Raw genomic sequence first — 14,199 nt, 5'->3', positions numbered from 1 at the left:
AACGAACAAGCACGAACCTAAATGAGTACTAGCGTATACGCAAGTACTCACTCGTCGTCGATGGCATAATCGAACGCGCTCTACTTGCATGCACAGGAATGGGGACACATGGATCTCGACGCCGATACGAGCACCACCGATCTGCTGGTGCCGGAGGCTGCGCTCGGCCGGTCCGATCAGACCTCGCGGCAGTACCTGCGCCTGCGAGCCGACATCCTGGCCGGCAAGTTCCCCCAGGGCGCTCCGCTGCACGAGACTCAATTGTGCGAATCGTACGGCGCATCCCGCACCCCGATCCGGGAAGCACTCAACTGGCTCGCACACGACGGACTACTCGAACGAGCCGCTCGCGGTTTTCGTGTCCGTTCCGGCACACCCGAGGACGTCATCGAGATCTACGCGGCGCGGGTAGCTCTCGAATCGGAAGCGGCAGGCGCCGCGGCACTACGCCACAGCGATCTCGACCTTGCTCGCCTGGACGGATTACACGAGTTCTGCTGCACTGCAACCGAAGGCACCGAGGCGCGTTCCGGGAACTTCAAGTTTCACGAGGCCCTCTGGCAGGCCGCCCACAATTCCACGATCACGGCACTGCTGATCCGCCTCACCACCCAATTGCGAATCTACGACAGCGGCCCGCCGTCGAACTACGGCGAACCGGACCTGCTCAATTCGGAACATCAAGAGATCCTGAACGCCATCCGCGCCAGGGACGAATCGTCCGCGCGTGGCCACATGCGCAACCATCTCGAGCGCAGTCGCGACCAGCGGATAAGGATGTTCGCCAGCCGCTGACTTCAGACAGCCCCGAGTTCTGCACACTGACGCCTACGCCGCCGTCAGTCAGGCGGGGAGCGTGCCGATCTCGACGTCGTACACGCTCTCGGCCGGGCTCGACATCACTCGGTCCGCCATCTCCTGTTTGAGCACTGTCAGCCGTGACTCGTCTTCGGCTGTCCGGTCAGTCTGGCGGGAGAGAGTGATCAACTCGTCGACGACAAATCCCTCCCGAACAGTCAGCGTGGCGCTCGCGCCGCGATAGCCGACCCGAAAGACATACAGTGCGAGCGTATTTCCTCGTTCAGGCCGGGCCAGGGAACTGTCGACGGTGTACCGCCCTTCGGTCACTGCGCGCGTGACCAACTCGAACGCGTCGCGCACTCCTGGTCCGCCGTGTGCAGTGGTGACGACCAACTCGCGACGCTCGACGGAGCCTTCCCCGCCGAGCACACCGAGTGCGCGCTCGAGGACTTTGTAGGCATGCGCCACGCCTCCCGGCGCCTGCGGCCCGTGATAGCGCAGAGCATCGTCGTACGTGAAGTCGAGCGTCGTACCGTGATCGGTCACGATCAGCGAGTCGGTCATGATGGGCGTCCTTGCCGGTCAGTGCTGGCGGTCGATCGGATTGTTACGCGAGACAATGAGCGGATCGACCGGCGTGAAAGGAAATTGCGGCAGATCGCGTTCCGGAACACCGAACGAGGCCGAGAGAACGCCGCGCGAGAACGCGGAAGCCGTTGCACGGTAGCCTATGTCGCCCGGCGTCGGCTGGTCGAAGAAGATGAGGAAGTTGATGTCCTCGTCACCTAGAACCTCGATGTGATGGGGATAGGCACGCGGAACGAAATACACCTGACCGGGCTCCAGTAGGTAGGTGTCGAGCGAACCGTCCGGATCGAGGACCGTCATCCGCCCGTGACCACGATGCACGTATCCCATTTCGGCAGTGACGGGATGCCAGTGTGGCTCACGCATTCCACTCTCGCGAATAGTCAACGAGTACATCGAAAGATCCTCCAGCGCCGCCCAATACTGCTTGCGTGCCACTTTCGCCTGTCCGTACGGGTATGCGAGGGGCGCGATCTGGCCGTCGAGATCGAAGAGATGCGCGTTGGGAAAGCCGGCGGTATCGGGAACGACGGCGGCGCCGTCCCGCCGAACTATCTGGGACGCATCGGCCCTACCGAAGACGTCGAAGGCTGACGCGGCGAGGTCGTAGGTATTGCCGAGCACCGCGTTCGACATTGCGCTGACGCTACTCTGCAACGAAAAGTGCTGCGGGAGTGAAGTACGCAGGGCAGCGATGATCTCCGCCTCCTCCTCTCCGACATTCTCGATGTGATAAATCGCGCCGGATTCGACGTGATACATCTGCCCCGTTCGCACCACGAAACTGGCGAACTCGTCGGCATTGCCCAACATCGAGACGAGCACGGTTCCGCTGGTGACGTAGGCGATCTGGTTCGCGTTGACGTTCCATTGTGGTTCGCGGATCGCACCGGGGCCGAGAACAATTCGTTTGATCGACAGACCGGACAGGATCGGCAACGAACTCGTGTCGAGTTGCGAGATCGATCCGAGTTCGTTCTCGAAGACACTGGGACCATCGCGCAGCGAGGCAACGTGTGTGGACATGGCCTTTGATCCGTTCGACTCTTATCCTTCCGAATCGCTGACGTCAGTCCTCGATGAAGGCAAGAATGTCCCGGTCCAGGGTCTCCTGATACGAGCCGCAAATTCCGTGCGGTGCGCCCGGATACACCTTCAGCGTGCCCTTCTTCACCAGCTTGATCGCCTTCTCCGCCGCTGCGCCGATCGGCACGATCTGATCGTCGTCGCCCTGAGCGATGAGGAACGGAACGTCGATGGCTTCGAGATCGGAGGTCTGATCCGTCTCCGAGAATGCCTTGATGCAGTCGTAGGCCGCGGCGAGGTTGACCAACATCCCCTGTCGCCAGAAGTCGTCCTTCGCCCCTTGCGAGACGTCGGCCCCTTCGCGGTTCGCGCCGTAGAAGCTCTCGCTGAGATCCTTGTAGAACTGCGATCGATCTCGCAGAACTCCCTCACGAATGCCGTCGAACACCTCGATCGGTGTGCCTTCGGGGTTGCCGTCCGACTTGACCATGATCGGCGGAACGGCGCCGGCGGTGATCACCTTGGCCACACGCCCTTTGCCGTGCTGCGCCGCGTAACGGACCACTTCCCCGCCGCCGGTCGAATGGCCCACCAGGATCAGGTCTTTCAGGTCGAGTGTGTCGATCAGCTCAGCCAGGTCCTTGGCATATGTATCCATGTCGTTGCCGGTGTACGTCTTCGACGAGCGACCGTGCCCTCGACGATCGTGCGCGATGGTCCGGTATCCGGCGTCGGCGAACAGCTTCATCTCGACCTGCCACGCGTCAGAACTCAGCGGCCACCCGTGGCTGAGGACGATCGGCCGGCCGACGCCGTGCTCGGTGTAGTAGATCTCGGTTCCGTCGGAAGTGGTGATGTAGGGCATGTTCTGCTCTTCTCTGTCGAGTCGTGGACTGAGGTCCGGACGCGGCGCCCGGTTTCCTCACTCTGCGAGTGCCCACTACGGGGGCAGTCGACTCATCGATCGACAGAAATCTGCATGGGGGCAGACGACTCCGGCCCGACACCACGAAGTGTGGTGTCGGGCCGGACCCTTCAGTCAGAGGGGGAACGATCAGTAATCGTCCTCCGTGTAGACGATCATTCCGCGCAGGTTCTTTCCCTCGAGCATGTCGGCGTAACCCTCGTTGATCTCCTCGAGCTTGTAGGTCTTGGTCACCAACTCGTCGAGTTTGAGTGCGCCGCTTCGGTAGTGATCGAGCAACTTGGGAATCTGGGACCGTGGTCCTACCCCGCCGAAGATAGCTCCCTGCAAACGCTTCTGTAGAAGGGTCAGCTCGAAGAGGCTGAGCGTCACCTGCGAATCCGCGTAGTGCCCCATTCCGACGACCACGACCTGCCCGCCCTTGCCCGTCGCGCTGAGCGCGGGCTGAATGATGTCGCCGTGAATCTCGCCCACGGTGATCACGGTGACGTCGGCCATCTTGCCCCAGGTGATCTCGCCGATCACCGGTAGCGCTTCCGCGAGGGAGGCAAACGTGTGTGTGGCGCCGAATTCCTTTGCCTTGTCACGCTTGAACTCGACGGGATCGATCGCGATCACAAATCGTGCTCCGGCTGACGCCGCACCCTGCACCGAGTTGATTCCGACGCCGCCGACGCCGACGACCACCACCGTGTCACCGACCTTGGCTCCACCGATCGCGGTGGCCGATCCCCAACCGGTGGCAACACCGCAGCCGAGCAAGGCCGCCTTGTCGAGCGGGATGTCCTTCTCGATCTTGATCACCGACGCCTCGTTGACGGTCACGTACGGCGAAAATGTCCCGAGCAGGCACATCTGGATGACCGGCTCGTCGTTGAGGGTGACGCGGTACGTCTTGTCCGAGATCGCCTGCCCGGTCAACAGGCCGGCTCCCTCGTCGCAGATGTTCTGCAAACCCTTCGCGCAAGACGGACAACGTCCGCACGCCGGAATGAAGGCGAGAACCACGTGGTCGCCTTCTTCGACGCTCGCGACACCCGGGCCGACCTTCGTCACTACTCCGGCGCCTTCGTGCCCGCCCAAGGCCGGGTAGAAGGGCAGCGGGCTGGCGCCCGTACGCAAATGTTCGTCCGAATGGCACAGCCCCGATGCGGCGAGTCGGACCTGTACCTCACCCGAGACGGGGTCCCCCAGCTCGACCTCTTCGATCTCCCATGCCTGACCTGGCGCCTTGACTACCGCTGCCTTGACCTTCACCTGCACTCCTCGAAATTCTTCGTGATGCACGGACGACGAAAGAACGCGCCGGCATTTGTGTCGCCGATCACACTCCACCTACGAGTGTGCCTGAAACTACTCGAGAATACCGCCGGTCCGTGCGCCTTTTTGGTACTCGGCGCTACCGGAAACGCGCACGGCTAGTATCAACACAGTGGCCAAGGGAACTCGCAAGACAAGAACTCGCAGCGGTACTCCCGAGCGAGGCGAGTCCGGTCCCGTCGCCGGTACTTTTCCGATCGATACCGGGACGTGCGAGCTTGTCCGCGACCAGTACTCCGACGACAGCTGGATCATCCAGATCAACGGAGTGCCCAGTTCCCACGTGAACGTCGCAGATCCGACGGTGCTCGATTTCGAGTACATGCGGTGGATCGCGCATCTGGTCGATTCCGAACGTGACAAGACCGAGCGTCTGCGGGTTCTGCATCTCGGCGGCGGAGCCTGCTCAATGGCCAGGTACTTCGCCGCCACCTACCCCGACGCGCGTCAGGTGGTTGTCGAAATCGACGGCGCCCTGGCCGAACTGGTGCGCGATTGGTTCGACCTACCGCGCGCACCGCTGCTGCGCATTCGTGTCGGTGAAGCCCGCGCCGTCACCGAAACTCTCACCGAATCCACCCGAGACGTCGTGATTCGAGATGTCTTTGCCGGCAACACAACTCCGACTCCGCTGACGACAGCGCAATTCACCACCCACGTACGACGCGTGCTGGCACCGGGCGGTATCTACATCGTCAACTGCGGCGACACCCCGGATCTTCAGGGCGCGCGCAGTGAAGCCGCAACGATCGGTGCGCAGTTCGAACACATGGCGATCATCGCCGATCCCGCGATGCTCAAGGGCCGCCGCTACGGCAACATGATCATCGCGGGCAGCGACGTACCGATCGGCGGGCAACCCGCGCTCGCGCGCGAGCTACTCGGCGGCGGCGTTCCCGCCCACGTGTGGCAGGACGCCGAAGTCCGCAAGTTCGCCGCGAACGCGCCGGTTCGGCAGGACTGAGCGAAAACGCTACTCCCCGCCGAAGACCCTCTCCACCACAGCTTTTGCCCGTCGCGTGATGCGCAGGTAGTTGTCGAGGAACTCCCCTGCGTCGTCGCCGTATCCGGCAACCTGCGCCACCGCCGCGAGAACACGGCCCGGGCCGGGAAGCTGATCGGTCGGCTTGCCTCGCACCAGAACGAGGCAGTTGCGTGCCTTCGTCGCGGTGATCCAGGCGTCACGCAGCAGTTCGACGTCACCTTCGCTGAGCAGTTCCGCGGCGCCGATGGCGTCGAGAGTCTCGAGCGTCGATGTGTTGTGCAGCGACTCGATCTTGTCGGCGTGGCGCAGCTGCAGTAGTTGCACAGTCCACTCGATGTCGGCCAAGCCACCGCGACCCAGTTTGGTGTGCGTCGCCGGATCGGCTCCGCGCGGGAGCCTTTCGGAATCGACGCGCGCCTTGATGCGCCGGATCTCGCGCACCGCCGCGTCACTGACGCCGCCTTCGGGGTAGCGCGTCTTGTCGATCATGTGCAGGAACCGCAGTCCCAGTTCAGGATCACCGGCAACCGGGTGCGCACGAAGCAGCGCTTGAATCTCCCACGCCTGAGCCCACTTCGCGTAGTACGCGTCGTACGACTCGAGCGTGCGAACCATCGGTCCGTTGCGGCCTTCCGGACGCAATCCGGTGTCGACTTCGAGCGGAGGATCCGTGCTCGGTGCCCCGAGAAGCTTGCGCACCTTGTCGGCAATGCTGTTGGCCCACTTGACCGCAACGGTCTCGTCGACGCCCTCGCGGGGTTCGCACACGAACAGCACGTCCGCATCGGATCCATAGCCGAGTTCGCCGCCGCCGAGTCGGCCCATGCCGATGACGGAGAAACTGGCCGGCGCCTCGGTCCCGAGTTCGGTGACGCTGGCCTTGATCACCGCGGAGAGCGATGCATTGAGCACCGCGGCCCACACCGAGGACAGCGCCTTGCAGACGGCGGGAACATCGAGCATGCCGAGGATGTCGGCCGACGCGATGCGCGCAAGTTCGTGTCGCCGCAGCGAGCGGGCCGCGGCAACAGCACGATTGGGATCACTGTGTCGGCCGGAGGCGGTGAGTATTCCGCGAGCGACGTCCTCGGGCTTCGGCTCGACAAGGCGCGGTCCACTCGGCGAATCCGCGAACAAGCGAATCACGTCGGGAGCCTTGATGAGCAGGTCGGGTAGGTACGCCGACGAGCCAAGCACGGTCATCAGACGCTCGGCCACCGCAGCCTCGTCGCGGAGCAGGCGCAGGAACCACGTCTGGTCGACGAGCGCGTCCGAGAGCCTGCGGTAAGCGAGCAGACCTGCATCGGGATCCGGTGTGTCCGCGAGTGATTCGAGCAGAGTCGGCAACAGGAGCGCTTGAATGCGACCCTTGCGTGAAGCGCCACTCGTCAGTGCAGTCAGATGTCCGAGAGCATGCTCGGGCGCCGTGTAACCCAGAGCGGCCAACTGCCGAACCGCGGCTTCTGGTCCCAGGACAAGTGCTTCCTTGTCCATCCGCGCCACCGATTCGAGAAGCGGGCGGTAGAACAACTTGGCGTGCAGGCGGCGAATCCGATGCGAATTCCGCTTGATCTCGGCGCGCAGGACTCCCAGGGAATCCAGCCGACCGTCTGGCCGCATGTGCGCGGCGCGGGCCAGCCAACGCAGCGCTTCCTCGTCGTCCGGCGGCGGCAGGGTGTGTGTGCGCTTGAGCTTCTGCAACTGCAGACGGTGCTCGAGCAGGCGCAGGAATTCGTACGACGCAGTCAGGTTGGCGGCGTCGTCGCGGCCGACGTATCCACCCGCCGCCAATGCGGTCAGTGCATCGACCGTGCTCTGGACATGCAACGAACTGTCGGCGCGCCCGTGCACCAATTGCAGGAGTTGGACGGCAAATTCGACGTCGCGCAAACTTCCGCGGCCGAGTTTGAGTTCACGCTCACGCAGTTCGGGGGGAACCATTTCCTCGACGCGTCGACGCATGGCCTGGACTTCGGGGACGAAGTCCTCGCGCTCGGAGGCGATCCACACCATCGGGCTCATCGCCTCGGAGTACTGGCGACCGAGCTCCATGTCGCCGGTCATCGGACGAGCCTTGAGCAGTGCCTGGAACTCCCAGGTCTTGGCCCAGCGCTTGTAGTACGTGATGTGGGATTCGAGGGAGCGAACCAGTTCTCCGCGCTTGCCTTCGGGGCGCAGCGCAGCATCGACCTCGAAGAATGCGGAAGTACCGATACGCATCATCTCGCCGGCAACGCGACTGGCCGTCGCATCGGCCGGTTCGGCGACGAACACGACGTCGACGTCGGAGACGTAGTTCAGCTCGCGCGCACCACATTTGCCCATGGCGATCACGGCGAGCCGGATCGGACAACTGCCCTCGGGACACACCGTTGCGATAGCCACCGCCAGTGCGGCGGTCAGGGCAGCGTCCGCGAGATCGGAAAGCTGGTGACCCACAGTCTGATAGGGCACTACTGGTTCGTTCTCGACGGTCGCCGCAAGATCAGCCGCAGCCAGCAGCATCAGCTGGTCCTTGTAGCTCTTACGCAGAGCAACAACAGCTTCCGGCCCGGTCAGGGTGGCGCGGTAGGTCAGCGAGCCTTCGGTAGCGCCCTCGTCGAGGGTGGCGCCCACGGCCTCGAGCAACGCTGCGGTGGCCTCGTCCTTGGTCGGCAGAGCGGTTCCGTCGAGCAATTTCCAGCCGATCGGATCCGCGGCCAGGTGATCGCCGAAGGCCGACGACGCACCCACGAGTGCGAACAAGCGGCCTCGCAGGCTTTTGTCCTTGCGCAATGCCTGATCGAGTTCGCGCCACCCGTCGTCGAGCCCGTCCTTGATCCGCACAAGGGTGCGCAGAGCGAGGTCGGCATTCGCGGCACGCGAAAGCGACCACAAGAGTTCGATGCTCTCGGCGTCGACCCAACCGAGCTGACGCAACTCGTCGGCAGCGGTGGGCTCGACCAGCCCGAGTCGACCCGGTCCTGGAACTGCTGATCTCGCAGCGGGCGGTTTCACCGTCACAGACCGAGGTAGGTCTTGAGCTCGAACGGCGTCACGTGGCTGCGGTATTCCTCCCACTCACGACGCTTGTTGCGCAGGAAGAAATCGAAGACGTGTTCGCCGAGTGCTTCGGCCACCAGTTCCGACTTCTCCATCTCGCGCAGAGCGCTGTCCAAGTTGCTCGGCAGTTCCTTGTAACCCATGGCGCGGCGCTCGGCGGAGGTCAACGACCACACGTCGTCTTCTGCCTCGGGCGGCAAGGTGTAGCCCTTCTCGATGCCGCGAAGACCGGCAGCAAGCAGGACCGCAAAAGTCAGGTACGGGTTGCAGGCCGAGTCTGGGCTTCGGATCTCGACGCGGCGCGAGGACGCCTTGTTGGGCGTGTACATCGGGACGCGAATGAGAGCCGATCGGTTGGACGGGCCCCACGACGCAGCAGTGGGCGCCTCTCCCCCGTGGACGAGTCGCTTGTACGAGTTGACCCACTGGTTCGTGACCGCACTGATCTCGTTGGCGTGCTCGAGGATGCCGGCGATGAACGCCTTGCCGGTCTCGGAGAGCTGCATCGGATCGTCAGGATTGTGGAAGGCGTTCGTGTCGCCCTCGAACAGGCTCATGTGGGTGTGCATCGCGGAGCCGGCCTGATCACTGAACGGCTTGGGCATGAAGCTCGCCCGGACACCTTCACCGATCGCGACCTCCTTCACGACGTATCGGAACGTCATGACGTTGTCGGCCATCGAGAGCGCGTCGGCGTAGCGCAGATCGATCTCCTGCTGACCCGGCGCGGCCTCGTGGTGGCTGAACTCGACCGAGATGCCCATCGACTCGAGTGCGTCGATGGCGTGGCGGCGGAAATTCGGAGCCGAATCGTGCACGGCCTGGTCGAAGTATCCGCCCGAGTCGGCCGGGATCGGCGGAGTGCCGTCGATCGGGCCGTTCTCCAGAAGGAAGAACTCGATTTCCGGGTGGACGTAGCAGCTGAAGCCCAAGTCGCTGGCCTTGCTCAACTGGCGACGCAGTACGTGGCGCGGATCGGCCCACGACGGCGAACCGTCGGGCATCGTGATGTCGCAGAACATGCGCGCGGAATGTTGCGCACCGTCCTTGTGGGCCCACGGCAGGATCTGGAATGTCGAGGCGTCGGGCCGAGCGACGGTGTCGGCTTCGGAGACTCGTGAGAATCCCTCGATGGCGGAACCGTCGAATCCGATTCCCTCCTCGAAGGCGCCTTCGAGTTCGGCGGGGGCGATCGCCACCGATTTGAGGTACCCGAGAACATCGGTGAACCACAAGCGGACAAACCGAATGTCGCGCTCTTCCAGGGTACGAAGCACGAATTCTTTTTGGCGATCCATGCACGCGAGACTAAGCAAGCCACGTTAAATCTGTGTTACATCAGTGGTCCCGGTTAACAGAGTGATTGGTCACCATCGAATAGGCGCAGCGTACGGCGTCGCGCCGGTTAACATGTCAGACCCTCTTCCGGTGCCTTCAAGTAAACGAAGTAGTCGACGACGGCATCGTCGACGCAGGAGTTTCCGTCCAGAACCACCGTGTGTTGGGTTCCGTCGAACGTGATCAGGGCAGCGCCCAACTGCTTGGCGAGATCCACTCCGGCCTGATACGGCGTTGCCGGATCCTGCGTCGTGGAGACGACGACCAACTGAGGCAGGCCGGCATCGGCGAGCGCCTGGGGGTCGAGGGCGTGGGGGCTGCCGGTAGCCGGAACGGGCCAGAACGCGCACAGGTCGAGCGGCGCTTGACCCGTCCCGCGGCCGTCGTCGAGGAACGGCGCCGCCTCGCGGTACCGAGTGTCGGATTCGCCGGCCTCGGCGCGGTCGGTGGTTGCCGGATCGTCCACGCAGCGAATGGCGTTGAACGCGTCGTTGATGTTGGAGTAGCTGCCGTCATCCTCACGGCCTTCGTACATGTCGGCGAGATTGAGCAGCGAGTCGCCGCGTCCGTCGGCCAGACTCGACAGACCCCCACGCAGCGGCGTCCACAACTGTGGCGAATACAGAGCCTGCTGCACGCCCGTGATCGCGTCGGAATAACTCAGCCCGCGCGGATCGGTGGTCTGTGCCGGCTTCTCGATCAACGGATCGACGAGTGCCTGAAAGCGTGCCCGCGCCTGCGCCGGATCATCACCCAGCGGGCAATCCGTTCGCGAGACACAGTCGGCGACAAAGGCGTCGAACGCGCCTTGGAAGCCCTGCCCCTGCAAGACCACTTCGTCGACCGGATCCTGCTCGGGGTCGAGCGCGCCGTCGAGGACCATCGCTCGGACGTTCTGCGGAAAGGTTTCCGCGTACGTGGATCCGAGCCGGGTCCCGTACGAGAACCCGAGGTAGTTCATCTTCGGATCGCCGAGAACGCCCCGAATGACGTCCATATCTCGCACCACCTCGTAGGTACCGACATGAGCGAGGAACTCCGTACCGGTCCGCTCAGCGCACTTGGCGGCGTAGTCCTTGCTGTCCGCCTCGGCGAGAGCGATGCCCTCCGGCGTCATGTCGACGTTGACCTCCGCACGCTCCGCGTCGGTCTCCTCCGGCGTCAAACACCGAACCTGCGGGGTCGATGCCCCGATCCCCCGCGGATCGAAGCCGATCATGTCGAAACGTTCCTGCAGTTCGGTGCCCGAACCCGATGTCGCCATCGACAGCCCGGACCCACCCGGCCCGCCGGGGTTCAGCAACAGTGAGCCGATGCGGTCGCCGGTTGCCTTCGAACGCGAGATCACCACCTTCGCGGTGTCGCCGTTCGGATTCGCGTAGTCGACGGGAACGCTCACCTCGGCGCAGTCGACCCCACGCCCCAGCGGCGCAGTTCCTTCTTCGACAAATTGGTCGCACGACCCCCAGTCGAGCGTCTGCTCGTAGAATTTCTCGAGGCCGGACGGCACCGCGGACGCGGCAGAACCAGCAGGTTCCACTGATTCGGGCGTGCCTTCCGAACTGGTGCAACCGACAACCAACACGAGCACTGCTGCGCTTCCGGCGAGGGCACCGGAGAGGCGAACGAACTTCGACATGCCATTGATGGTGCCAGGAAACCTCGGTAGCCAGCGGTTCGCCTCGGTTCGGCACCTAACTGACAGGCACGCGGCGATGTGACCCATTGCACCCCGTCAACTATTCGTGTCGGCGATGTCCGGTGGCAGACTGAACACGTCATCACCCACACCCGGGGACCCGAAGGCGATCAACGCTCAGGGCCTCGAGGCCAGAAAGGGACAACGATGTCCGAAACACCTCTCTATGGTTCTGTACCCACTGCAAGCTCTACCGATGCACCGAAGCGTAAGACGCGCATTCACCACCTCGCCGAGATGAAGCAGAACGGCGAACGCTGGTCGATGCTCACCGCTTACGACTACTCCACGGCACGCATCTTCGAAGACGCAGGCATCCCGGTGCTGCTCGTCGGCGACTCTGCCGCCAACGTCGTCTACGGCTACGACACCACCGTGCCGATCACCGTCGACGAACTGCTCCCGCTCGTGCGTGGCGTGGTTCGCGGCGCCCCGCACGCACTCGTCGTCGCCGACCTCCCCTTCGGCACCTACGAGGGTTCCGCCGAGCAGGCCCTTGCGACTGCGACACGGTTCATGAAGGAAGGCCTCGCGCACGCCGTCAAACTCGAGGGCGGCGAACGGATGAGCAAGCAGATCGCGGCTATCACCTCGGCCGGCATCCCCGTCATGGCTCACGTCGGATTCACCCCGCAGAGCGTGAACTCGCTCGGCGGATTCCGCGTCCAGGGTCGCGGCGACGCGGCCGAGCAGCTTGTGGCGGACGCCATTGCAGTCCAGGAAGCCGGGGCGTTCTCCGTCGTCATGGAAATGGTTCCGGCCGAGATTGCGGGCCAGGTCAGCCGCAAACTCACCATCCCCACCGTCGGCATCGGGGCCGGTTCCGAATGCGACGCTCAGGTACTCGTCTGGCAGGACATGGCGGGTTACACGAGCGGTAAGACAGCCAAGTTCGTCAAGCGTTTCGGTAACGTCGGTGACGAACTGCGTTCCGCAGCCGCAGCCTATGCATCAGAAGTTCGCACTGGCGCTTTCCCGGCCGCAGAACACAGTTTCTGATCCGAGACCGGCGAACGCCGCCTGTCTCTCAACCAGCCAGGGGTGCGTTCAATGATCGGTAACCGTCGAAGTTCTACTGCCGCAGCTGTAGTCGGCGCGGCAGCTCTCGTCACGGTGCTGAGCGGATGCGCGGGAGGGTCCACCAACTCTCCCGCGCCCAGCAGCACTACGCCCGCGAGTTCCACCAAGACGGCGCCGGCAACAACCTCCGCGTCCGGTTCGACGTTCACCGACGCTCAGGTCCAGCAGTTGTGTTCGGATATGGAAGGGCAGCTGCAGAACTGGCGGACCGTCACCCCGACGCTCGGCAAGGGCGGACTGAACACGATCGTCATCACGTGGGCGACGCAGAACGGCATCAACCTGCTCGATCTCGCCCAAAATCGCGAAAGCATCGACGCGGCAACCTCGGCCGCGTGCCCCGACGTCCGGGGCGGCGCGATTTCCGCACTCGAGATCCCCGATCTCGCCTCCGGGCTGGTGGGCTTCTGATGAGCGAAACGTCAGCACCGCCGTCGGCTCTGCGGAGTCTCTATCCCCCGATCGAACCCTTTGTCATCGGCTTCCTCGACGTCGGTGACGGCCAGAGCATGTACTGGGAAGTCAGCGGAAATCCGGACGGCAAGCCGGTGGTGTTCCTGCACGGTGGCCCCGGTGGCGGTGCACAACCGGCGGTACGCCAGTTCTTCGATCCGGCCGCATACCGCATCGTTCTACTCGACCAGCGCGGCTGCGGGCGATCCACCCCGCACGTTGCCGACGGCGCCGACCTGTCGGTGAACACCACGGACAAGCTGCTGGCCGACATCGAAGCCCTGCGCGAACATCTCTCGATCGACAAGTGGATGGTATTCGGGGGGTCCTGGGGTTCCACGCTTTCCATCGCCTACGCCGAAACGTTTCCCACGCGCGTCACGGAACTGGTTCTGCGCGGGATCTTTCTCCTGCGTCGTAGCGAGATCGACTGGTACTACAACGGCGGCGCGGGAAACATCTTCCCGGAGCGCTGGGACAAATTCCTCGAACCGGTACCCGAGGCGCAGCGCGGCGAAGACCTCGTCGCGGTCTATCACCAACTGCTCCATTCCGAAGACCCCGACGTCGCAGCCCGGGCAGCGATCGCCTGGTCGGCCTGGGAAGGATCGACGAGCTACCTGTACCCCCAGGCGGACAAGATCGAACAGAACTCCGAGACCAGGTTCGCCTTGGCCTTCGCTCGTATCGAGAACCACTACTTCGTCAACGGCGGATTCTTCGACGAGGGTCAGCTCCTACGCAAAAGCTCCGCACTGCACGGCATTCCGGGGACGATCGTCCAGGGCCGCTACGACGTCGTCTGCCCCGCCACCAGCGCCTGGGCGCTGCACAAGGCGTGGCCCGAATCCAAGCTCGTGATCGTCGACGACGCGGGACACTCCGCGATGGAGCCCGGCATCGCACATCACTTGGTGGAAGCCACCGATTCGTACCGGTAGC

General features: G+C 63.7%; 12 protein-coding genes. 5 read left to right on the top strand and 7 right to left on the bottom strand.

Annotation, left to right across the window (positions count from 1 at the left end; all coding sequences use genetic code 11):
* Positions 1 to 108 precede the first annotated feature (108 nt).
* Complete coding sequence (locus ABX74_RS00520) at positions 109 to 795, top strand: GntR family transcriptional regulator (protein WP_021344625.1); 687 nt, start codon at positions 109 to 111, stop codon at positions 793 to 795.
* A gap of 48 nt (positions 796 to 843) precedes the next feature.
* Here ABX74_RS00520 and ABX74_RS00515 read toward each other — a convergent pair whose 3' ends face one another.
* From ABX74_RS00515 to ABX74_RS00500, 4 genes are all read right to left on the bottom strand, one after another.
* Positions 844 to 1,365 carry a hypothetical protein gene (locus tag ABX74_RS00515; protein ID WP_021344626.1) on the bottom strand — a complete coding sequence of 174 codons (522 nt, stop codon included), beginning with the start codon at positions 1,363 to 1,365 and terminating at the stop codon, positions 844 to 846.
* Positions 1,366 to 1,383: 18 nt separating this feature from the next.
* The gene (locus tag ABX74_RS00510) at positions 1,384 to 2,415 is read right to left on the bottom strand and encodes a cupin domain-containing protein (RefSeq protein ID WP_047887984.1); all 1,032 of its coding nucleotides are present in this window, start codon (positions 2,413 to 2,415) and stop codon (positions 1,384 to 1,386) included.
* 43 nt (positions 2,416 to 2,458) lie between these two features.
* Entirely contained in the window at positions 2,459 to 3,280 is an 822-nt protein-coding gene (locus ABX74_RS00505; RefSeq protein WP_047887983.1) for an alpha/beta fold hydrolase, read from the bottom strand.
* 189 nt (positions 3,281 to 3,469) lie between these two features.
* Positions 3,470 to 4,597, bottom strand: coding sequence for an NDMA-dependent alcohol dehydrogenase (locus ABX74_RS00500; RefSeq protein ID WP_047888015.1), 1,128 nt, complete (start codon positions 4,595 to 4,597; stop codon positions 3,470 to 3,472).
* A gap of 166 nt (positions 4,598 to 4,763) precedes the next feature.
* Here ABX74_RS00500 and ABX74_RS00495 point away from each other — a divergent pair, with 166 nt between their 5' ends.
* On the top strand, positions 4,764 to 5,624 hold the full coding sequence (locus tag ABX74_RS00495) for a spermidine synthase (RefSeq protein WP_029255610.1): 861 nt from the start codon (positions 4,764 to 4,766) through the stop codon (positions 5,622 to 5,624).
* Positions 5,625 to 5,633: 9 nt separating this feature from the next.
* On the opposite strand, the gene ABX74_RS00490 is transcribed toward ABX74_RS00495, so the two are convergent.
* The 3 genes from ABX74_RS00490 to ABX74_RS00480 all read right to left on the bottom strand — a co-directional run bounded on the left by ABX74_RS00490 (position 5,634) and on the right by ABX74_RS00480 (position 11,664).
* Positions 5,634 to 8,648 carry a bifunctional [glutamine synthetase] adenylyltransferase/[glutamine synthetase]-adenylyl-L-tyrosine phosphorylase gene (locus ABX74_RS00490; RefSeq protein ID WP_019748946.1) on the bottom strand — a complete coding sequence of 1,005 codons (3,015 nt, stop codon included), beginning with the start codon at positions 8,646 to 8,648 and terminating at the stop codon, positions 5,634 to 5,636.
* Positions 8,645 to 9,985: a glutamine synthetase family protein gene (locus tag ABX74_RS00485; protein WP_003941637.1), complete on the bottom strand. Its 1,341-nt coding sequence runs from the start codon at positions 9,983 to 9,985 to the stop codon at positions 8,645 to 8,647. Before ABX74_RS00485 ends, ABX74_RS00490 begins: the two co-directional genes overlap by 4 nt.
* Positions 9,986 to 10,092: 107 nt before the next feature.
* The gene (locus ABX74_RS00480; RefSeq protein ID WP_047887982.1) at positions 10,093 to 11,664 is read right to left on the bottom strand and encodes an alpha/beta hydrolase; all 1,572 of its coding nucleotides are present in this window, start codon (positions 11,662 to 11,664) and stop codon (positions 10,093 to 10,095) included.
* A gap of 207 nt (positions 11,665 to 11,871) precedes the next feature.
* Here ABX74_RS00480 and panB point away from each other — a divergent pair, with 207 nt between their 5' ends.
* The 3 genes from panB to pip are packed head-to-tail and all read left to right on the top strand — an operon-like array spanning position 11,872 to position 14,198.
* On the top strand, positions 11,872 to 12,723 hold the full coding sequence (gene panB, locus ABX74_RS00475) for a 3-methyl-2-oxobutanoate hydroxymethyltransferase (RefSeq protein ID WP_003941624.1): 852 nt from the start codon (positions 11,872 to 11,874) through the stop codon (positions 12,721 to 12,723).
* A gap of 51 nt (positions 12,724 to 12,774) precedes the next feature.
* Positions 12,775 to 13,215 (top strand): hypothetical protein, encoded by a 441-nt coding sequence (locus ABX74_RS00470; protein WP_020969914.1) that lies wholly within the window; start codon positions 12,775 to 12,777, stop codon positions 13,213 to 13,215.
* Positions 13,215 to 14,198: a prolyl aminopeptidase gene (gene pip, locus ABX74_RS00465; protein WP_047887981.1), complete on the top strand. Its 984-nt coding sequence runs from the start codon at positions 13,215 to 13,217 to the stop codon at positions 14,196 to 14,198. Before ABX74_RS00470 ends, pip begins: the two co-directional genes overlap by 1 nt.
* The last annotated feature ends 1 nt before the right edge of the window (position 14,199 follow it).

The sequence above is a fragment of the Rhodococcus sp. ARP2 genome, assembly GCF_001029585.1.
GTDB classification, from domain to species: domain Bacteria; phylum Actinomycetota; class Actinomycetes; order Mycobacteriales; family Mycobacteriaceae; genus Rhodococcus_F; species Rhodococcus_F erythropolis.
This window is presented reverse-complemented; position numbering and strand designations above follow the sequence as displayed.

Excerpts from the sequence above, each read along its gene's own strand:
- ABX74_RS00520 (WP_021344625.1), top strand. The coding sequence starts at position 109 with ATGGATCTCGACGCCGATACGAGCACCACCGATCTGCTGGTGCCGGAG.
- ABX74_RS00510 (WP_047887984.1), bottom strand. The coding sequence starts at position 2,415 with ATGTCCACACACGTTGCCTCGCTGCGCGATGGTCCCAGTGTCTTCGAG.
- ABX74_RS00480 (WP_047887982.1), bottom strand. The coding sequence starts at position 11,664 with ATGTCGAAGTTCGTTCGCCTCTCCGGTGCCCTCGCCGGAAGCGCAGCA.
- panB (WP_003941624.1), top strand. The coding sequence starts at position 11,872 with ATGTCCGAAACACCTCTCTATGGTTCTGTACCCACTGCAAGCTCTACC.
- ABX74_RS00505 (WP_047887983.1), bottom strand. The coding sequence starts at position 3,280 with ATGCCCTACATCACCACTTCCGACGGAACCGAGATCTACTACACCGAG.
- pip (WP_047887981.1), top strand. The coding sequence starts at position 13,215 with ATGAGCGAAACGTCAGCACCGCCGTCGGCTCTGCGGAGTCTCTATCCC.
- ABX74_RS00515 (WP_021344626.1), bottom strand. The coding sequence starts at position 1,365 with ATGACCGACTCGCTGATCGTGACCGATCACGGTACGACGCTCGACTTC.
- ABX74_RS00470 (WP_020969914.1), top strand. The coding sequence starts at position 12,775 with ATGATCGGTAACCGTCGAAGTTCTACTGCCGCAGCTGTAGTCGGCGCG.
- ABX74_RS00485 (WP_003941637.1), bottom strand. The coding sequence starts at position 9,985 with ATGGATCGCCAAAAAGAATTCGTGCTTCGTACCCTGGAAGAGCGCGAC.